This is a genomic window from Rhizobium sp. SSA_523 (genome assembly GCF_030435705.1).
Classification (GTDB): Bacteria; Pseudomonadota; Alphaproteobacteria; order Rhizobiales; family Rhizobiaceae; genus Neorhizobium.
The window spans coordinates 2,189,012-2,206,417 of sequence record NZ_CP129382.1 but is presented as its reverse complement, the minus strand read 5'-3'; the positions used below and the strand labels follow the sequence as shown (position 1 = coordinate 2,206,417).

21 protein-coding genes are annotated in these 17,406 nt (G+C 61.9%); 11 read left to right on the top strand and 10 right to left on the bottom strand.

From position 1 onward, the window contains the following. Genes QTJ18_RS18900 through QTJ18_RS18890 form a run of 3 tightly spaced genes read left to right on the top strand, consistent with a single transcriptional unit; the run spans nucleotide 1 to nucleotide 2,077 of the window. On the top strand, nucleotides 1–384 hold the full coding sequence (locus tag QTJ18_RS18900) for a hypothetical protein (protein ID WP_252752501.1): 384 nt from the start codon (nucleotides 1–3) through the stop codon (nucleotides 382–384). After that, a complete protein-coding gene (locus QTJ18_RS18895; protein ID WP_252752502.1) occupies nucleotides 381–1,016 on the top strand; it encodes a cytochrome c oxidase assembly protein in 636 nt (211 codons plus the stop codon). The genes QTJ18_RS18900 and QTJ18_RS18895 overlap by 4 nt, the downstream gene beginning before the upstream one ends. Further along, nucleotides 1,016–2,077 (top strand): c-type cytochrome, encoded by a 1,062-nt coding sequence (locus tag QTJ18_RS18890; protein ID WP_252752503.1) that lies wholly within the window; start codon nucleotides 1,016–1,018, stop codon nucleotides 2,075–2,077. Before QTJ18_RS18895 ends, QTJ18_RS18890 begins: the two co-directional genes overlap by 1 nt. A gap of 321 nt (nucleotides 2,078–2,398) precedes the next feature. Here the strand turns inward: QTJ18_RS18890 and QTJ18_RS18885 are convergent, their stop codons facing one another. Then, the gene (locus QTJ18_RS18885) at nucleotides 2,399–2,689 is read right to left on the bottom strand and encodes a hypothetical protein (RefSeq protein WP_252752504.1); all 291 of its coding nucleotides are present in this window, start codon (nucleotides 2,687–2,689) and stop codon (nucleotides 2,399–2,401) included. A gap of 120 nt (nucleotides 2,690–2,809) precedes the next feature. Between QTJ18_RS18885 and QTJ18_RS18880 the strand changes: the two genes are divergently transcribed. The 3 genes from QTJ18_RS18880 (at nucleotide 2,810) to glgX (ending at nucleotide 5,457) form a co-directional block, all read left to right on the top strand. Next, nucleotides 2,810–3,097 (top strand): hypothetical protein, encoded by a 288-nt coding sequence (locus QTJ18_RS18880; RefSeq protein ID WP_252752505.1) that lies wholly within the window; start codon nucleotides 2,810–2,812, stop codon nucleotides 3,095–3,097. Further along, on the top strand, nucleotides 3,094–3,300 hold the full coding sequence (locus QTJ18_RS18875; RefSeq protein ID WP_252752506.1) for a hypothetical protein: 207 nt from the start codon (nucleotides 3,094–3,096) through the stop codon (nucleotides 3,298–3,300). Before QTJ18_RS18880 ends, QTJ18_RS18875 begins: the two co-directional genes overlap by 4 nt. 75 nt (nucleotides 3,301–3,375) lie before the next feature. Next, nucleotides 3,376–5,457 carry a glycogen debranching protein GlgX gene (glgX, locus tag QTJ18_RS18870; RefSeq protein WP_252752507.1) on the top strand — a complete coding sequence of 694 codons (2,082 nt, stop codon included), beginning with the start codon at nucleotides 3,376–3,378 and terminating at the stop codon, nucleotides 5,455–5,457. A gap of 170 nt (nucleotides 5,458–5,627) precedes the next feature. Here the strand turns inward: glgX and glgA are convergent, their stop codons facing one another. Further along, entirely contained in the window at nucleotides 5,628–7,097 is a 1,470-nt protein-coding gene (glgA, locus tag QTJ18_RS18865) for a glycogen synthase GlgA (protein WP_252752876.1), read from the bottom strand. A gap of 281 nt (nucleotides 7,098–7,378) precedes the next feature. Then, entirely contained in the window at nucleotides 7,379–8,260 is an 882-nt protein-coding gene (locus QTJ18_RS18860; RefSeq protein ID WP_252752508.1) for a DUF2934 domain-containing protein, read from the bottom strand. On the opposite strand from QTJ18_RS18860, the gene QTJ18_RS18855 reads away from it, so the two are divergent. Continuing rightward, nucleotides 8,259–8,480, top strand: a complete 222-nt coding sequence (locus QTJ18_RS18855) for a hypothetical protein (RefSeq protein WP_252752509.1) — start codon at nucleotides 8,259–8,261, stop codon at nucleotides 8,478–8,480. The two genes, QTJ18_RS18860 and QTJ18_RS18855, sit on opposite strands and share 2 nt — an antisense overlap. Before the next feature lie 251 nt (nucleotides 8,481–8,731). Here QTJ18_RS18855 and QTJ18_RS18850 read toward each other — a convergent pair whose 3' ends face one another. The 4 genes from QTJ18_RS18850 to QTJ18_RS18835 all read right to left on the bottom strand — a co-directional run bounded on the left by QTJ18_RS18850 (nucleotide 8,732) and on the right by QTJ18_RS18835 (nucleotide 10,387). After that, complete coding sequence (locus QTJ18_RS18850) at nucleotides 8,732–9,232, bottom strand: YciE/YciF ferroxidase family protein (RefSeq protein ID WP_252752510.1); 501 nt, start codon at nucleotides 9,230–9,232, stop codon at nucleotides 8,732–8,734. Nucleotides 9,233–9,372: 140 nt separating this feature from the next. Then, nucleotides 9,373–9,540, bottom strand: a complete 168-nt coding sequence (locus QTJ18_RS18845) for a hypothetical protein (protein ID WP_252752511.1) — start codon at nucleotides 9,538–9,540, stop codon at nucleotides 9,373–9,375. Then, nucleotides 9,530–9,736, bottom strand: a complete 207-nt coding sequence (locus QTJ18_RS18840) for a hypothetical protein (RefSeq protein WP_252752512.1) — start codon at nucleotides 9,734–9,736, stop codon at nucleotides 9,530–9,532. The genes QTJ18_RS18845 and QTJ18_RS18840 overlap by 11 nt, the downstream gene beginning before the upstream one ends. A 66-nt stretch (nucleotides 9,737–9,802) precedes the next feature. Continuing rightward, a complete protein-coding gene (locus QTJ18_RS18835) occupies nucleotides 9,803–10,387 on the bottom strand; it encodes a cysteine hydrolase family protein (RefSeq protein WP_252752513.1) in 585 nt (194 codons plus the stop codon). Nucleotides 10,388–10,558: 171 nt separating this feature from the next. On the opposite strand from QTJ18_RS18835, the gene QTJ18_RS18830 reads away from it, so the two are divergent. Continuing rightward, nucleotides 10,559–10,891 (top strand): hypothetical protein, encoded by a 333-nt coding sequence (locus QTJ18_RS18830; RefSeq protein ID WP_252752514.1) that lies wholly within the window; start codon nucleotides 10,559–10,561, stop codon nucleotides 10,889–10,891. Nucleotides 10,892–10,968: 77 nt separating this feature from the next. Here QTJ18_RS18830 and QTJ18_RS18825 read toward each other — a convergent pair whose 3' ends face one another. After that, a complete protein-coding gene (locus QTJ18_RS18825; RefSeq protein WP_252752515.1) occupies nucleotides 10,969–11,151 on the bottom strand; it encodes a hypothetical protein in 183 nt (60 codons plus the stop codon). Between the two features lie 184 nt (nucleotides 11,152–11,335). Next, nucleotides 11,336–11,704 carry a hypothetical protein gene (locus QTJ18_RS18820; protein ID WP_252752516.1) on the bottom strand — a complete coding sequence of 123 codons (369 nt, stop codon included), beginning with the start codon at nucleotides 11,702–11,704 and terminating at the stop codon, nucleotides 11,336–11,338. 287 nt (nucleotides 11,705–11,991) lie between these two features. Between QTJ18_RS18820 and ku (QTJ18_RS18815) the strand changes: the two genes are divergently transcribed. Next, entirely contained in the window at nucleotides 11,992–12,807 is an 816-nt protein-coding gene (gene ku, locus QTJ18_RS18815) for a non-homologous end joining protein Ku (RefSeq protein WP_252752517.1), read from the top strand. An 82-nt stretch (nucleotides 12,808–12,889) separates the two neighbouring features. On the opposite strand, the gene ku (QTJ18_RS18810) is transcribed toward ku (QTJ18_RS18815), so the two are convergent. Further along, nucleotides 12,890–13,864, bottom strand: a complete 975-nt coding sequence (ku, locus tag QTJ18_RS18810; protein ID WP_252752877.1) for a non-homologous end joining protein Ku — start codon at nucleotides 13,862–13,864, stop codon at nucleotides 12,890–12,892. 191 nt (nucleotides 13,865–14,055) lie between these two features. On the opposite strand from ku (QTJ18_RS18810), the gene QTJ18_RS18805 reads away from it, so the two are divergent. Both QTJ18_RS18805 and QTJ18_RS18800 read left to right on the top strand, forming a co-directional pair. Beyond that, nucleotides 14,056–14,541, top strand: coding sequence for a sigma-70 family RNA polymerase sigma factor (locus QTJ18_RS18805; protein ID WP_252752878.1), 486 nt, complete (start codon nucleotides 14,056–14,058; stop codon nucleotides 14,539–14,541). Between the two features lie 507 nt (nucleotides 14,542–15,048). Further along, nucleotides 15,049–17,394, top strand: coding sequence for a glucose/quinate/shikimate family membrane-bound PQQ-dependent dehydrogenase (locus QTJ18_RS18800; protein ID WP_252752518.1), 2,346 nt, complete (start codon nucleotides 15,049–15,051; stop codon nucleotides 17,392–17,394). Nucleotides 17,395–17,406 lie beyond the last annotated feature (12 nt).

Below are 17,406 nucleotides of genomic sequence, written 5' to 3'. Positions count from 1 at the left end.
ATGAAAAGCGTCATACCCCGCGAAGTCGAAAGTCTGTGGACCCTCTTCACCTCACCCGCGGTCTGGGCTCTGCATTTCATCGTCTGCTATGTCGTCATGGCCGTTTATTGCGCGAAGCCGGGGCTCTTCGGACTGAGCTTCGACAGCTACCGGCTGATCCTGTCCGGCTTCACCGTCGCCGCGCTCGCCTTCATTGTCTTTGCCGCCTATCTGGCCTACCGGCAATGGGGTTTTGGCTCGGAGGACCCGCCGCATGCCGGGGCGACCGATCTCGACCGGCGTCGCTTTCAGGGCTTCGCGACGCTGCTTTTGTCCGGCCTCAGCTTCGTTGCCGTCGTCTTTACGGCCATTCCGCTGATTTTCCTGGCGGAGTGCCAGGCATGAGGAAGGCGGCACCGATCTGTGGCCTGGGACTGCTGCTTGGCGCGTGGCTGCTGCTGGTGCTCGGCGACGGCGCGTCCTTTGCGGTGCACATGATCGTCCACATGGCCGTGGTCGCCGGCGCCGCACCGCTTCTCGCCATCGGCATTTCGGGCACGAGCCTCGATTTCGTCTCCCGCCACGCGATCTTCACGCCGCTCATTGCGTCCCTGATCGAGCTCGTCGCCGTCTGGGGCTGGCACCTTCCCTCGTTTCGGGCACTGTCGGAAAGCATGCCGCTGGTGCGGGCGCTGGAGCAGGCCTCCTTCCTCGCGGCGGGCCTGATCTTGTGGCTCTCCTGCTTTGGCGGCGGCGGCGAGGAGCGGGACCAGCGGCGGCTTGGCGGGACGCTGGGGCTTCTGTTCACCTCCATGCACATGACCCTGCTCGGCGCCCTGCTCGCGCTATCGCCAAGGCCGCTCTACGGCGAGGGGTTCGTGACCTGTTTCGGCGCGACCCTTTCCGCCGGGCAGGACCAGCAGGTGGGGGGCGTGGTCATGCTGCTTGTCGGCGCCGCGGTCTACCTCGCCGGCGGCGTAACGCTGCTTGCCCGCACATTGAACGCGCCGCAAACGGCTCAGGCGAAGGAGGGCTGATGTTCATCCGCTGGAAATATGTGATTGCAGCCGCCATAGCCGCACCCTTTATCGGTCTGTTCGTCGCCTGGTCCGGCGTCTTCGGGATCGGAGCGTCGAGTGGCCACTGGGCGATCACCGACTGGTTCCTCCATTGGTCCATGCGCAATTCCACCCGCACCGCAGCGCTTGGCACAGAGGTTCCGCCGCTCGACAATCCCGAAATGCTGCCGCTCGGTGCCGGACATTACGCGCAGGCCTGTGCCATGTGCCACGGATCTCCCGCCCAGGGGCGGCCGGCCGTCGTTTTCGGCATGCTGCCGGTTCCGCCGGACCTGAAGGACGACATTCCGACCTGGACCGATGCCGAGCTTTTCCAGATCGTCCAGCATGGCGTGCGCTTTACCGGCATGCCCGCCTGGCCGGTTCAGACGCGGCCGGATGAGGTCTGGGCAATGGTCGCCTTTCTGCGCGCCATGCCGTCGATGGATGCCGAGCGTTACCGGCAGCTGTCCGGCGTGCATGCCGATAATGGTGGCGCGGATGACGGGCGCTTGACCTGCGCCTCCTGCCATGACGAAAACCGCCTGAATGGCCGGAGCCTGATCCCGAGCCTTGCCGGACAATCGGAAGCCTATCTGCGCGAAAGCCTGATCGCCTATGCCCAGGGCAACCGGGCAAGCGGCGTCATGGCGACGGCAATTCACGGCATGGACGCAACGGAAACGGGAGAGTTCGCGGCCTATTTTGCGCAGCAGCCGCGCAGGCCGGCCGTGCCGGAGGAGGGAAATCCGCGCGGGGCCGATATTGCCGCCGGACGGGTTCTCGCAATGACAGGACGGCCCGAAGATCGGATCCCGGCCTGTCTCAGCTGTCATGAAAAGCCCGATGGCAATCCGCTTTATCCCAGCCTGGTCGGCCAGAGCGTGCCCTATCTGTCACGCCAGCTTCATCTGTTCCGGGAGGGTGAGCGTGGTGGAACCCGCTTCTCCCATCTCATGGCGCGCGCCGCACATGAGTTGACGGACGCCGATATCGAAAATCTGTCCGCCTATTTTGCAAGCGGCATGCCACAGCAGTGATCGCCTGCGGCCACCTGGCCGCAGCATCCACTCAGATGGGAACGATCAGCATGTAGCAGACGGCAATGGTCAGGACGACACTGGCAGCTTCAACCCATTCTCTGGTCATGATCTTTCTCCCATCTTCTGCCTCATCAACGATTGACCCATCGGCAGGTTCCACATTTCCGCCCCACATGTGAAGAATGCGACCCGATTCCGGCGGCGAGATGGCGGTTCGTTAACCCAAAGGCGATTTCGGCAAGGGATAGAGAAGGGTGAAGCGGAGCCCGCGGCAAAGCGGGATCAGCCTCGCATCGACGGGGCCCAAGAGCTTTCGTGTCAGGCCGGAGGCTGTGCCTTCGCCTGCCGCGCGGTTGCAGCGGCTCTGGCGCGGGCGGCTTCGAGAATGGAGCGGATTTCGGTGGCCGCGCTGGTTTCGATCGCCAGGCCCTCGCCCGGGACGATACCGGGATCTTCCTCATGATCCTTGAAGTTGGAGTCATCGGCCAGACGGCGGGTGAAATCCTTGATGCTCTCTTCTCCGCCAAGCAGAGCGGCAATGAAGTCGATCATCAGCTCCCGGTGGGCGTTCAGCTTTCCTTCCAGATCGGCGGGGGTAAGAACGGTCATAGGCGTCGAGGCTCTCCTGTGGTGCGAACGGGCCCGAAGTGCCGGGCTGTCGCGGAAAGGGGGAACAATAAAGCCGGCTGGAAAGTTCTGTCGCAAGGTAAAAAAAGCTGGAGGATAGACGTGGAACAGACCTCTCGAGGCAGTGCAGCGCCCGGACACGATCTTCGCGATCGGCTCATTCTTGCACTTTACGCTCAGCTGAAGGCCGAACGCGCCACCCGGGAGGCGTTGGAATACGTCATTCGAAACGGTGCCATTTCCGACGAAGTGCTGGAGGCGATCGCATCCGACCCGATCCCCGCCGTGGCGGAGGCCGATATCGCGGCCGTGGAGAAGATCGTCGCGATCGACAGCCGCCGCGACGCGCACCGCAAGACGCAGCCATCCTCGAAAGGAGCAAGCGCATGAAGACCTATCTTTGTGTGGCAGTCATCGGGCTCGGCCTGCTTGCCGGTTGTTCCGGCGGCGAAGACGAGCAGAGCGATGCTGTGGACAATACGCCGCCGCAGAGCCAGCTGGATGGTAATACCGCACCCGCATCGCGTGATCCCACTCCGGTCTCGGGAACGGGCGGGGATATCCCCGGCAAAACCGAGGTCCCAGCGAAGTAGACGCTTCTTTTTATGGGACAGGGAACGTTTTGTCCGGTGGCGCTTTGTTTGCGCACATCCACAACAAGGTGCGGCATGGACAGCAATATAAAGACGATCACTGCAGAACCGGGCTCCTGGCTTGAGCTCGGTGCCAATTTTGACGGCAAGGGCACCAATTTCGCGATCTTCTCGGCCCATGCCGAGAGGGTGGAGCTTTGCCTCTTCGATCCGAGCGGAAAGACCGAGATCGCCCGCGTCGAACTGCCCGAATATACGCACGAAATCTGGCACGGCTATCTGCCCGGCATCAAGCCCGGCCAGCTCTATGGCTATCGCGTCCACGGCCCCTTCGATCCGGAAAACGGACACAGGTTCAACCCGAACAAGCTGCTGGTCGATCCCTATGCCCGCGAACTGGTGGGTCAGTTCGACTGGAACGATGCGCATTTCGCCTATGACATCTATCATGACGACAAGGATCTGACCTTCGACGAGCGCGACAGCGCGCCGTTCACGCCCAAGTGCCGGGTTATCGATCCGTCCTCCTTCGACTGGAGCGCCGACAAGCGCCCATCGATCAGCTGGCCCTCGACCATTCTTTATGAAACGCATGTCAAAGGTTTCTCGCAGCTCAACCCGGGCATTCCCAGTGAGCTGCGCGGCACCTTCGAGGGCATGGGCCACAAGGCGACCGTGGATTACATCAAGAACCTCGGCATCACATCCGTCGAGCTGATGCCGGTGCACGAATTCCCGGACGACCAGCATCTTCTGGACAAGGGCCTGCACAATTTCTGGGGTTATAACACGATCGGCTTCTTCGCGCCGGCCTCGCGCTATTACGGTCCGCAGGGCATCCAGGGCTTCCGGGACATGGTGCGCGCCTTCCACGATGCCGGGATCGAGGTCATCCTCGACGTGGTCTACAACCACACGGCGGAGGGCAACGAGCTCGGGCCGACCCTGTCGTTCAAGGGGATCGACAACTTCTCCTATTACCGCACGCTGCCCGATAACCACCGTTACTATATCAACGATACGGGCACGGGTAACACCGTCAACACCTCGCATCCCCGCGTGCTGCAGATGATCATGGATTCGCTGCGCTATTGGGTCGAGCACATGCATGTCGATGGTTTCCGCTTCGATCTGGGGACCATTCTCGGCCGCGAGCCGGAAGGCTTCGACCAGCGTGGCGGCTTCTTCGACGTGATCACCCAGTGCCCGATCCTGTCACGCGTCAAGCTGATCGGCGAGCCCTGGGACATCGGCCCCGGCGGCTATCAGGTCGGTGGTTTCCCGCCCGGCTGGGCCGAGTGGAACGACAAATATCGTGACACGACGCGCGAATACTGGAAGGGCGACAACAATACCGCCCCGGATTTTGCCGCCCGCCTGCTGGGCTCCGGCGATATCTACGATCTGCGTGGCCGCCGGCCCTGGTCGAGCGTCAATTTCATCGCAGCGCATGACGGCTTCACGCTGAACGATCTCGTTTCCTACAACGAGAAGCACAACGATGCGAATGGCGAAGACAATAATGACGGCCATAACGACAATCGCAGCTATAATTATGGTGCCGAGGGTCCGACCGAGGACGAGGGCATCAATGCGGTTCGCGAACGCCAGAAGCGCAACTTCCTCGCCACGCTCTTTTTGTCGCACGGGACGCCCATGCTTCTCGCCGGCGACGAGTTCGGCCGCTCGCAGATGGGCAACAATAACGGCTATTGCCAGGACAGCGAGATTTCCTGGGTCCAGTGGGAAGGCCTGCCGGAAACCAACGAGGCGCTGCGCAACTTCACCACGCACCTGATCAAGCTGCGCCAGACACAACCGATCTTCCGCCGCGAGAACTGGCGCGACGGCATGGAAGTCAACTGGTTCAATGCCGGCGGCGGCTATCAGCAGCCGGAACACTGGCTGGAAGGCACGACGCTCGGCCTGCATCTCGGCCGCCGCGATCTCGAAGGCCAGAAGGGTATCTGGTCGGATGTGCTGATGCTGTTCAACCCGTTCGACGGGCAGGTGCCGTTCAAGATCCCGCCGCTCAACAAGGGCAAATGGATCCTCGAAATGACCACGGCCGATCCGTCGATCCGCGGCCAGGAAATCGACCAGGACGAGGATTTCGATCTGGAAGGCCGCAGCCTCGCAGTCTTCCGCCGCGGCTGATTTACAAAGAACGTCAGACATGCGCAAAGACAGCCGGACCCGAAAAGGTCCGGCTGTCTTCGTATAGGCTGGAAAGTTGCCTGTGGCGGCGGATCCGATCGCCAGGCGGCGCGCGATGATAGGCCGGGATGTCTGGCATCCCGGCTGTCTCGAACTCAGAAGAAAAGATTTCAGGCGCCGAGCGAACGTCCGCGCGGTGCTTCGGCCCGCCGCTTGATGAGGTTGACATAGATGCCGGCGTATTTCTCGGCACTGCGTTCCCAGGAAAAGCGGGTCTTCATGCCCTGGTTCTGCAGGCGGGCCCAGTTGCGGGTATCCGCATAGGTGTCGAGGGCACGGCGCAGCGCAAGCCGAAGACCATCGGTATTGACCGGATGGAACTGGAATCCGGTGGCAACGCGTGCGGACATGGCCGCATCATTGGCATCGATGATCGTTTCCGAGAGGCCGCCGGTGCGTGAGACGACCGGCACGCAGCCATAGCGCAGGGCATAGAGCTGCGTCAGGCCGCAGGGCTCAAAGCGCGAGGGCTGGACAATGGCATCGGACCCGCCATGGATTAAATGCGCCGTCGGCTCATCATAGCCGACATGAACGGCCATGCGTCCCGGGAAACGGCGGGCCGTGGCCCGCAGGGCTTCCTCGATCGCCTGGTCGCCCTGACCAAAGACGATGACCTTGCCGCCCTGATAGAGGACTTCGTCTGCCGCATCGGCAAACATGTCCATGCCCTTCTGCCAGGTCAGGCGGGTGACGGCCGAGAAGACCGGGCCGCCATCCTGTTCCAGGCCGAAGCGTTCAAGCAGGACGCTGCGGTTCTCCCGCTTGCGCTTCAGACTGGTGGCATCGTAATTGCGCGGCAGATAGGGATCGGTCGAAGGGTTCCAGACATCGAGATCGATGCCGTTGACAATCCCCCGCAACGCCATCACCCGCTCGTTCAGCACCCCGTCCAGGCCCATGCCGAAGCGGGAGGTGAGGATTTCGCGTGCATAGGTCGGGCTGACAGTCGTGATGATATCGGCGGTCTGGAGACCGCCCTTCAGATAGCTGATATCGCCGAAATATTCGAGGCATTCCGTGGTGAAGACGCGCTCGCTCAAGCCGATCGCGGCGAGATGGTCGCGGCTGAACTGGCCCTGGAAGGCGAGATTGTGGATGGTCAGCACCACCGGCAGGTCGCAACCCATTTCCCGCATGTAGACGGAGGTCAGCGCCGATTGCCAATCATGCGTATGGACGAGATCCGGCTGCCAGCCGGGGAGGGCGCCAGCGGCGATTTCGGCCGCGGCATAGGAGAGCGCTGCAAAGCGGCGCCAATTGTCGGCATGGTCGCGGCCTTCGGCATCGACATAGGGGCCGCCCGACCGGTGATAGAGGCCGGGCGCGTCCAGCAATAGGAGGTCGAGTCCATGCGCCCTGGCGTGCAGGAGATTTGCCCGCTCGCCGAGAAGATCGTCGAAGCTCATCAGTATGGATGTCTGGCCGACCTTTTCCAGCACGACCGGATAGGCCGGCAGCAGGGTCGTTGTCTCGACACCGCTGAGGGCCAGCGATTTTGGCAGGGAACCGGTAACGTCGGCAAGCCCGCCGGTTTTGACGAGAGGGAAGAGTTCAGATGTGACAGAAAGCACCTTCATCCGCGGCATGTCCCTCTTGCGAAGGTTATGACCTCCGAAACGTTCCCCGCTGGGGCCGCTGCGGCGATCGTCGAAAGCAGAGGGTGCATTCATCATTGCGATCTCCTCCACGCGCTGATTGCGTGTGAGCAAACGTCCGGGCATGGGTGAGCGTTCCAGCCGGCAGGGCAAAAGGAATGGAAGCAAGAATTCAGGAGCATGTCACAACCAAGAAAAACAAATGACGCGCCGCCGCAGAACAATCCGCGACGGTCAGAATGAATTGGTCCTGGAACAGACGCTCAAGCGTTGGGCTTGCGCGTCCGCTGCTTGGCCGAAGCGTCCGTCGGTTTGGATGCCGCCGCGGCCGGTTTCTGCGAGGCTTCCGCCGCTGTGGCCTGTCCGGACTGTGCGTCGCCCGAGGCGGATTTGCCGCGGGAGGCCGTCTTGGATGAGGCAGGGGTTTGCGATGACTCCGGCCTTGCGCTGGCAGCCTCGGTCGAGGTCTGAGCGGCGGCCTTTGCAGCCGTCTTGCCGGCAGGCTTTTCAGAAGACTTCGAACCGGACTTGGCGCCAGGCCTGGAGCCAGTCTTGGAACCAGTTTTATCGGACGATTTTGCGGAAGACGCTGTTGCCACAGTCTTTGCTGCGGAACCTGCAGCATCGTCCTGCATGCCGGCGGCCGGCTTGGCCTCGGTCGTTGCGGTGTCGGATGCCTCGGCGCCAGCCGGCTTCTGCGCCGTCTTGCCGGAGGACTTCACCGCCTTGGCCGCCGCTTTCGTAGCCGCCTTGTCTGCGCCCTTGCCCGCTGACTTGCCCGCGGACTTACCGGCCGATTTGCCGTTCGGCTTTCCGGTCTGCTTGCCGTTAAGCGCTTGATATTCCTTTGCCGCACGCTGCCAATGTTCGGCGTGCTTGCCATGCGGACGGCCTTCTTCTTCCCAAAGGGCGTAGGCCCGGTCCTTAATCCAATCTTCCGATACCGCCATTTTCCTCTCCATTGACCCGAGCATGAAAACGAATTGCAACCCAGAAGGTTCCACAGGATCTGAAGAATGTGTGCGGTGCAACGACCGCACGCAACTCTTTTCTTCGGCTGAAGGAATTTTTAACTTTTTCGTCTGAGCAAGGAACTTCTTCCTCTTCCGGACGTTCGGGCGCTGGGCAAGGAGGAGTCCGACCATGGAAAAGCGCTTCGACATCATTCCGCATGAGACAGGCTGGATCTATATTTTCGATGGCCAGCCTTCACCATCTTACCCCTGCTACGACCTGGCCCTGAAGGCCGCGAGCGATCACGCACACAGGCATCTGGAAACCACCCGTCGGCCGATCTTTCGGCGCATGGAAGTGAGTGGCGAGATGATCAAGGTCAGCGGACCGGTCAACCACCACCCCTGGTAAGTTCCGCCGGCGCGGCTTCAGCCAGGCAAAGCCGGACGATGACAGGTATGACGACGACAAGGGCCCGCGCGGAAGCCTCCGCAGCGGGCCTTATCCTGTGCGCATGATAGCCTTCAGACGATCCTGGTTCCGTGCGGACATGCCGTTTAAGACAAGAAAGCCCGCATGCGATTTGCATGCGGGCGCTCTTCAAGAAAACAGGAGCTCACCATCTTATGTGGTGTGTGGAGCCCTGGCCTTTTCGTGCTGGGTCAGGCTGCCTTTTTGGCAGCGGCATTGACCGTGTTCTCGGCAAGGCCGGTCAGCTTCTCATCGGTCTGCTCTTCTTCCGCAAGCGTCTGCTCGAGCAGCGTAACAGCTTCCTTCATGCCGAGCTGCTTGGCCCAGGCACGAAGCGTACCGTAGCGGCTGATCTCGTAATGTTCGACAGCCTGGGCAGCGGCGAGAAGGCCGGCGTCAAGCGCAGGAGTTCCCTTGAATTCCTCCATGATCTCCTCGCCTTCTTCGATAATGCCTTCGATGGCGGCGCAGGTCTTGCCGCGGGCGCGCTTGCCGATCAGTTCAAAGACCTGCTGCAGCCTTTCGATCTGGCCTTCGGTTTCGTCCTTGTGATGCTGGAATGCCTGCTTCAGCTCGTCGCTCTGGGCGGCGCGGGCCATTTTCGGCAGCGCCTTGGCGATCTTGCGTTCAGCGTAATAAATGTCTTTCAAGGTCTCGTAAAAAAGGTCGTCCAGTGTCTTCGTTGCAGCCATGGTGTTTCTCTCCTGGATTGTTCTATCGGATGGTGTTCCATCCACGGCGGCCTAACCTGGCGGATCGTGTAAAGTTCCAGACGGTTAGGCCCGGCGCGGACGAATCTTGAGATTGTCTGAAGTTCCGTCAGGGCGTTCCGTCAGGGCGTGCGCTGTGTCGGCTTCTCGTAAAGCTCCTGCACGGCGTGATCCTGCTGGATCTGTTCCGGGCGGGACAGGCGCCGCTGGCGCATCATGGCATAGACCACGGCTGCACCGAGCAGCACGGGGCCGATGGCGACGGCGAAAAACCAGAGATTATCGGCCATCGTCATCCTCCCGGTTCGGCGGATCCTGCGTCGGATAGTCGTTGGCGCGGCGCTTCTTCTCGCCGATCGGATCATCGGCGAAAATGTCGGCCTCGCCCTGCACGTAACCGCTCGGGCGGTTTTCGGCTGGACCTTCCCAGCGCGGCCATTGCGAGGTCTCGCCGGGTTTGCCATTAGGGTCCGGTTGGTGTCGCATGGTGTTCTCCTTCCAACTATGTCGGATCGATACAGACCCAACCCGCCGGGCCGCCCTTTGTTCCGCCTAGCGCCACCAGTCGAGGACCTCCTGAGTCGTCATCAATTGCAGCTGCGCGGAAAAGCGTCGTGCGAAGAGGTCGAGCGAATCGTCGTGGGTTTCGTCGGAGCCGCTGCAAATCGCATCGCTGACCAGAATATTGCGATAGCCGTGATCGACCGCGCCGAGCACGGCCGCCAGGACGCAGACATCGGTTTCGCCGCCGGTGATCACCAGCGTGTCGACCTTCCGCTCGACGAGGAAGCGGTGCAGGCGTCCGTCTTGCCAGGGCGAGTAGACAGCTTTGTCGAAGACAAGAGCCGGTGGCACGAGCGCCCTCAGTTCCGGCAGGAGGTCGATCATCTCCTCGCCCAGCGCCCGGCGTGTCATGTTCGACCATTTCCGGAAATAGGATCGCCACATGCCATTGGCCTCGGCGGCCTCCATTGGCGGCACGAAGCGGGTGAATATGGTCGATTGCGCATGCACCCGCGCCAATTCGGCCAGCGGTTCGCGCACGCGCTGCATCCACGGAATGTGCCAGGGCGTATCCTCGGCAAACATTCTCTGCATGTCGACGCATAGATGAAAACAGGTGCCGGGCCCCTGCATGCCAATCTCCTCCTCGGATCGGTCCGGTATTGACGGTGTGACTGGCCGAACAGCACATGCCGGTGCAAGTTCCTCAGGGAACGAATGGCCGATACCGGACGTTTGCGGCGAAAGGCACGGAGCTCCGCTCCGCGCGATCCTAAATTTGCAGGCAGCCGAGGAGACTGATCGATGGAAGAGCAACTGAAAATCTACCGTCTGGTACCGACCGCGCCTCTGGACGATCCGCAATGGATGGACCGGCCCCCACAGGGCGAAGTGGTTGTGCGGGCGCGCACGACGGGCGATGCAAGGCTGGTCGCCATGGCCGCGGAACTGGATTATACGGAGATCGACGCGCTGCCGGCGGAGGGAAATTCCACGGATATGGCCAGCGCCTTCCGCAGCGAGAAACTTTATACGGTCATCGAGGACGGGACGGGACGTTTCAGCGCGGAGGGTCCGAGGGAGGTCGTGTCGGGTACGGTGCGCATTGACACGGTCACGCCCGTTCAGGTCGATTGAGGGTCAGGCTGTGAACCGGAGACCGGACCGGCATTCGGCTCGTTGCCGGCGGAACCGGACGGGCCCCCAGGCAAAGGTCAACCCGCAGGCGACTGGTCGAGTTTCTCGTTGAGGGCTTTCTGCAATTGCAGGGCAAGCTCCATCAGCCGGTCCGGCACCGGCTCCTTCTCGATTTCGGTCAGCAGATCGGCGACCTTGGCGCTGACTTTGTTTCCAAGGACGGCCTTTGCTTGCGCCGTCGAACCGGTGTCTCTCGTCATTTCGACCTCATGGGGCATGCGTGCCATCGCCGCACGCAATCCTGTCGTTCGTGGTGCAGCATGTTCGTAACTACTGCAAAGCCAGAACGGTCCCGAAAGTCAATTGGATCTGTACGCGGCAAAACGCCCGGCTGCATCTTATGCGGCCGGGCGTGTCTTATTGGTCAATGATCGGCTGGGCCGATTAGCGGCGCTGATCGCTACCGGGAATGGAGGTGATGGTGGCCGAAACAGGGTCGCTGGCGGGGAAGCTGTCTTCCAGGCCCTCCTGCAACTGGTCTTCCTTGTCCTGCCGCGTCTGATGCGTGCTTGCCACGGCGGCGCCGCGGCCATCCTGATTATCCGCATCCACCATTTCGTCCGGCAATTCGCCGCTCGATACCACGCGTCCCAGGAATTCCTTGGCCTTGGCCACCGCATTGCCGCGGTTTACATCCGCCGTCTTTGACCGGAGGCTGACGGATATCACATCGCCATTCTCCTCGACGAATTCGACGGTATAGCCAGCGTTGCCGCTTCCTTCCGCAATGACCTGCGTGCCAACAATGCTCATGATGGGTTGCCTTTCCGGTTACCTGTTCTTGCCCCCACAACGGACAGGGCTGCGGCTTTGTTCCGCCGGTCGAGCGCGGTTGGATGGAGGTTTCGCGGCCTGTGGATCGGGTGTGGATCGGGTGTGGGTCAGCGCTGGCCAGACGGTGGATCAACAGTGGATCAGCGGTGGATCAACGGTGGAGCAACGGGGGATCGACTGGCAATCGCCCGTGGGAACCGCCGGGCAGCCATACGGGTTGTCGCTCCTGATACTGGCGGACGATACCTCACACAGGGAGACGATACATGGCGCCGAGGGTCTTCTGGAAAGGCTATCTGAAACTGTCCCTCGTGACCTGCCGGGTGACGATGACCCCGGCCGTCTCGGAATCCGGCAAGGTGCGCTTTCACAATCTGAACAGTCAGACCCAGAACCGTGTCCTCAGCCGCTATGTCGATTCCGTCACCGGCAAGCCGGTCGACGAGGAGGATCAGGTCAAGGGTTATGAGCGAGGCGAGGAGGATTATGTCCTGTTCGAGGAGGAGGAGCTGGAGGATGTGGGGCTGGAAAGCACCCGCACCATCAATATCGAGACCTTCGTACCCGCCTCGGACATAGCCTGGATCTGGTATGACAGGCCGCATTTCCTGTCGCCGGACGACAAGGTCAGCGAGGAAGCCTTCTCCGTCATTCGCGAGGCCATGGCCGCGACGGGCACGGCGGGCATTGCACGGCTGGTCATGTATCGCCGGGAAAGGGCGGTCATGCTGGTGCCGCGCGACAAGGGTATCGTGGTATGGACGTTGCGCTATGGCGAAGAGGTGCGCGATGCCGAGGCCTTGGCCAGCCTAGACAAAAAGACCAAGCCGGACACGCGCCAACTCACCCTGATGAAAAAGCTGATTTCGGAGCGGACCAAGGAATGGGATCCCTGCATGGCGGATGATCCCGTGCAGGAGGCTCTGCTCGAGCTGATCGACAATCGCAAGAAAAAGCGCAAGAAGGGCAAGACGGTCAGCAAACCCGCCGAGCCGGAGCGCCGCGACAATGTCATCGACATTATGAGCGCCTTGAAGAAGAGTCTGGAGAAGAGCGGCAAAACTCGCAGCCCCGGTCGCTGAGGCAGCCTTGAGCATCGGTCGCCGCCCCTACTGCTCTCCAGGAACGAACCGCGGGCCTAGGTCTCATTGATTGAGGTTGGCTCTAGCTTGCCTTCTTGCGCGCCGATGCGCTGCTGCCGGCGGTGGCCGATTTACGGCTGCTTCCCGTCGCTTTTGCCTTGCTGCTGGCGGCCTTCGCCTTGCCGGCGGACGCCTTCGCCTTGGCTTTCGATTTGCCGGCTGCCTTGCCACCGGTCTCTTTGCTACTGTTCCCTTTGCCAGTGGATTTCGTTGCAGAACCATCGCCGCCGACGCTGAGGCGCAAAGCCTCCATCAGGCTGGTCACATTGGTTTCCTTCGGCGGGGCAGGCTTCTTGATCTTGCGGCCCTCGATCTTCGCCTTCACCAGTTCCTGCAGCGCCGTTTCGTAGCGATCGTCGAAGGCGGCGGGATCGAAACGTCCACGCTTGGTGTCGATGATATGCTGCGCCAGGTCGAGCATCTCGCCTTCGATCTTGATATCGTCGATCGTATCGAAGACCTCGTCGGCCGATCGCACCTCATATTCGTAATTCAGGGTTGCGGCGATCAGCCCGTCATCGTGCGGCCTGATCAAGAGCGTGCGCAAGCGGCGGAAGAGAACGGTGCGCGCCAGCGCCGCCACCCCCTTGGCCTCAAGCCCCTGACGGATGAGGCTGAAGACTTCCGCCGCGGTCTCGTCGCTGGGGGCAAGATAATAAGGCCGATCCAGATATAGCGTGTTGATGTCGGAGCAGGGGATGAAGGTTTCCATCGCCAGCGTCTTGTCGCTGTCCGGCACCACGGATTTGATTTCCTCCGGATCAAGCACGACGTAATCGCCATTCGCCATTTCATAGCCTTTGACGATCTCGTCCCGCTCCACCTCGTCGCCTGTCTCGCTGTCGACCATTTGCCGCTGGACGCGATTGCCGGTCTTGCGGTTGATGATATGGAAGGACACGCGGTCCGATGTGGATGCTGCCGTATAGAGCCCGACCGAACAGCTGAGCTCTCCCAAAGTCAGGTAACCTCTCCAGTTTGCGCGCGCTGCCACGATCATCCCTCCATTGAAGGCGATTCAACCGGAATCCGGTGGTTTTTGTTCCCTATCGGACAAAGGCGTGAGCGCCAGAGCAAACAACCGCAGATCGGTCGCCGGGCGCGGAACCAAACGGACGAACCCGACGTTTGCCACCGTCACCCATCCCAAGATGTTTGGAGAGGTTTGCAACGGTGCCTGATACACAGTTGAGTCGCGACCCTGCCCGCGCAGACATTGTCAGACTCATCCCCGCCCTCCGTGCCTTTGCCCGCACATTCTGCCGGAACACGTCCGATGCGGACGACCTTGTGCAGGAAACCTTGATGAAAGCCTTGGCCAATCTCGACAAGTTCGAGCCGGGGACCAAGCTGAAATCCTGGCTCTTCACGATCATGCGCAACACCTTTTACACCCGCGCCAAGGTTCTGGGGCGCGAGGCTCCCGGGTTGGAGGAATGTGTCTCCGGCGACAGCCCGATGGAGGCGACGCAGGAGGTGCAGGCCCGGGCACGGGAAGTGCAGCAGGCGCTGACCCGTCTGCCGCCGCATTACCGGGAAGTGCTGACGCTTGTTGCCATCCTGGGTGAAAGCTATGAATCCGCTGCCGAGATTTGCGACTGCGCGGTCGGTACCGTGAAGAGCCGGCTCAATCGAGCCCGCCATCAGATCCTTCAGGAACTCGGAGAAGAATAGGCCGCGGGGGCAGTCCCGCGGCAGAGGCTGCCCGCCCGCTCTCTTCATTGCCCGCAGCCCGGCTTTCCGGTCCCAGTCCCCGGATGAAGGCCGCAGCCGCCTATCGCCGAAAATCCCGCTCGTCGCCTATGCCGGCGATGAGCGCCGGCCATTCTGCCTCTTGGCCCTCTCCGCCTCTTGGACCCTCTCCGGCTCGCACGCCTCTCTGCACCTCAGGCCCTTGCCATCTGCGCGCGATATCCGCATCATCCCCTGACGAACAGACACTGGCTTCAGCGTTATGCTGGCTCGCCCTGCGCCTGGCGCAGGGCCCGCTGTCGGGGCAGGTATTGCGCGCCGCCGCCTGCCGTTCTTGCGCGAGTTGAAGACCAGGCCGCCGACCACCCTCTCTGAAGCTCGGCTCAAATCTGCGTTTCGGGCGGGAACCATTCCTGCGGTTCGTTGGTTATCCCATAGGGCCCGCCCCAATTTCTCCTCGCCTGAACGTCGACTTTTAGGATTTCCGATATGCCTATTACGATAACAGCCATCCTGTTCGCTTTGATCGGGATTGCGCTGGCGGCCGGTGGTGCGCAGCTGCTTATGCTTGGCGGCAGCGTGTATTACCTCATTACCGGCATAGCCTTCCTCATCACCGCCATCCTTCTCTTCCTGCGCCGCTCGTCGGCGCTTATCGTCTATGCGGCCATCGTCATCGGTTCGCTGATCTGGGCGGTCTGGGAGGTCGGTCTGGACTGGTGGCAGCTCGGCCCGCGCGGCGGGGTGATCATCGTTCTCGGCCTCTGGCTGCTGACGCCATGGATCCGCAAGCCGCTGGGCTTTGCAAGCCCCACGACCGGTTATCGTTATTCGGCCAATGCCGGGCCTCTGGCCGCTGCCGTCGTGGTGGCAATTGCCGTGGCACTCCTGTCGATGTTCACCAACAGCACCGATCTCACCGGCCGCCTGCCGGAGGAGCAGATCGCGGCTGCGCCGGCCCTGGGTGGCGATGTGCCGCCCGGCGAATGGCATCAATATGGCCGCACGCCCTACGGCCAGCGCTACTCCCCGCTCGATCAGGTGAATGTCGAAAACGTCGCCAACCTCCAGGAGGTCTGGCGTTTCCAGACGGGCGACGTAAAGCTGCCGGAAGATGTCGGCGAGACGACCTATCAGGTGACGCCGTTGAAGATCGGCAATTCGCTCTATATCTGCACGCCGCATAATTGGGCCATCGCCATCGACGCGACGACCGGCAAGCAGCTGTGGAAGTTCGATCCGAATGCCGGCCTGAACCCCGATCGCCAGCACCAGACCTGCAGGGGCGTGACCTATTACGCCGAGCCGACAGCGAAGCCGGAAGATCCCTGCGCCCAGCGCGTCTATCTTCCCACCTCCGATGCCCGGCTGATCGCGCTCGACGCCAAGAACGGCCAGATCTGCACAAGCTTTGCCGAAAACGGCGTTCTGCAACTCGAGCAGGGCATGCCGTATAACCCGGCAGGCTATTACTACTCCACCTCGCCGCCCGTCATTGTGGCCGGCAAGATCATCATCGGCGGAGCGGTGAACGACAATTACTCGACTCAGTCGCAGTCGGGCGTCATCCGCGCCTTCGACGTCAATAGCGGCGCGCTGATCTGGAACTGGGATTCCGGCAATCCGACGCAGACCGCGCCGCTGCCGGAGGGACAGACCTACACGGCCAATTCGCCGAACAGCTGGTCCGTCTTCAGCGTGGATGAAGCCCTCGGCCTCGTTTATATTCCGCTCGGCAACCAGGTCCCCGACCAGCTGGGCATGGGCCGCTCGGAAAGCGTCGAGAAATATTCCTCCTCGATTGTGGCGCTGGATATCAATACCGGACAGGATCGCTGGGTACGTCAGACCGTTCACCACGACCTCTGGGACATGGACGTTCCGGCCCAGCCCGTCCTCCTCGACCTGACGCTGCCGGACGGCAAGCAGGTGCCGGCCCTTGTCGGGCCGACCAAGCAGGGTGACATCTATGTCCTCGACCGGCGCAGCGGCGAGCCGATCCGGCCGATCCAGGAGGTCCCGGCTCCCGGCGGTGCAATCCCGGAAGATTTCACCGCACCGACGCAGCCGCTGACGGCCCTGACCTTCCGTCCCAACAAGCTGGAAGGGCGGGACATGTGGGGCGTCACCATGTTTGACCAGATGGTCTGCCGCATCCGCCTCAAGCAGTTGAAGTATGAAGGCCAGTACACGCCGCCGTCGCTGCAGGGCACGCTTGTCTATCCCGGCAATTTCGGCACCTTCAACTGGGGCTCCGTCGCGGTTGATCCGGAACGTATGGTGATGTTCGGCATGCCGACCTATCTGGCCTTCACCTCGCAGCTCGTGCCGCGTTCGGAAGTGCCGCCGAAGGGCGCCGACGAGAAGGGCTCGGAACAGGGCCTGAACCGCAATGAAGGCGCACCCTATGCCGTCAAGATGGGTCCTTTCCTCGGTCCGCTGCAGATCCCGTGCCAGGCTCCGCCGTGGGGCTATGTCGCGGGCGCCGATCTGCGCACCGGCGAAATTGCCTACAAGCAGAAGAACGGCACCGTGTACGACATGACGCCGCTGCCGCTGCCCTTCAAGCTCGGCGTGCCCGGCATTGGCGGCCCGATGATCACCAAGGGCGGCGTCGCTTTCCTCGGTGCAGCCGTCGATGATTACCTGCGCGCCTATAACCTGACGACCGGCGAACAATTGTGGGAGGCCCGGCTTCCCGCCGGTGGGCAGGCCACGCCGATGACCTATTCGGTCGATGACGGACGCCAGTTCGTCGTCATGGTGGCCGGTGGTCACGGTTCGGTCGGCACCAAGCCCGGCGATTACGTGATCGCCTACGCTCTGCCCCGCTGACACGGCCGGCAG

Bases quoted from the DNA above. Each gene is read 5' to 3' on its own strand.
- QTJ18_RS18830 (WP_252752514.1), top strand. From the start codon at position 10,559: ATGGAAGAGCAACTGAAAATCTACCGTCTGGTACCGACCGCGCCTCTG.
- ku (WP_252752517.1), top strand. From the start codon at position 11,992: ATGGCGCCGAGGGTCTTCTGGAAAGGCTATCTGAAACTGTCCCTCGTG.
- QTJ18_RS18890 (WP_252752503.1), top strand. From the start codon at position 1,016: ATGTTCATCCGCTGGAAATATGTGATTGCAGCCGCCATAGCCGCACCC.
- QTJ18_RS18885 (WP_252752504.1), bottom strand. From the start codon at position 2,689: ATGACCGTTCTTACCCCCGCCGATCTGGAAGGAAAGCTGAACGCCCAC.
- QTJ18_RS18825 (WP_252752515.1), bottom strand. From the start codon at position 11,151: ATGACGAGAGACACCGGTTCGACGGCGCAAGCAAAGGCCGTCCTTGGA.
- QTJ18_RS18800 (WP_252752518.1), top strand. From the start codon at position 15,049: ATGCCTATTACGATAACAGCCATCCTGTTCGCTTTGATCGGGATTGCG.
- QTJ18_RS18900 (WP_252752501.1), top strand. From the start codon at position 1: ATGAAAAGCGTCATACCCCGCGAAGTCGAAAGTCTGTGGACCCTCTTC.
- QTJ18_RS18840 (WP_252752512.1), bottom strand. From the start codon at position 9,736: ATGCGACACCAACCGGACCCTAATGGCAAACCCGGCGAGACCTCGCAA.
- QTJ18_RS18860 (WP_252752508.1), bottom strand. From the start codon at position 8,260: ATGGTCGGACTCCTCCTTGCCCAGCGCCCGAACGTCCGGAAGAGGAAG.
- QTJ18_RS18875 (WP_252752506.1), top strand. From the start codon at position 3,094: ATGAAGACCTATCTTTGTGTGGCAGTCATCGGGCTCGGCCTGCTTGCC.
- QTJ18_RS18850 (WP_252752510.1), bottom strand. From the start codon at position 9,232: ATGGCTGCAACGAAGACACTGGACGACCTTTTTTACGAGACCTTGAAA.
- QTJ18_RS18855 (WP_252752509.1), top strand. From the start codon at position 8,259: ATGGAAAAGCGCTTCGACATCATTCCGCATGAGACAGGCTGGATCTAT.
- QTJ18_RS18895 (WP_252752502.1), top strand. From the start codon at position 381: ATGAGGAAGGCGGCACCGATCTGTGGCCTGGGACTGCTGCTTGGCGCG.
- QTJ18_RS18845 (WP_252752511.1), bottom strand. From the start codon at position 9,540: ATGGCCGATAATCTCTGGTTTTTCGCCGTCGCCATCGGCCCCGTGCTG.
- glgX (WP_252752507.1), top strand. From the start codon at position 3,376: ATGGACAGCAATATAAAGACGATCACTGCAGAACCGGGCTCCTGGCTT.
- glgA (WP_252752876.1), bottom strand. From the start codon at position 7,097: ATGAAGGTGCTTTCTGTCACATCTGAACTCTTCCCTCTCGTCAAAACC.
- QTJ18_RS18835 (WP_252752513.1), bottom strand. From the start codon at position 10,387: ATGCAGGGGCCCGGCACCTGTTTTCATCTATGCGTCGACATGCAGAGA.
- QTJ18_RS18820 (WP_252752516.1), bottom strand. From the start codon at position 11,704: ATGAGCATTGTTGGCACGCAGGTCATTGCGGAAGGAAGCGGCAACGCT.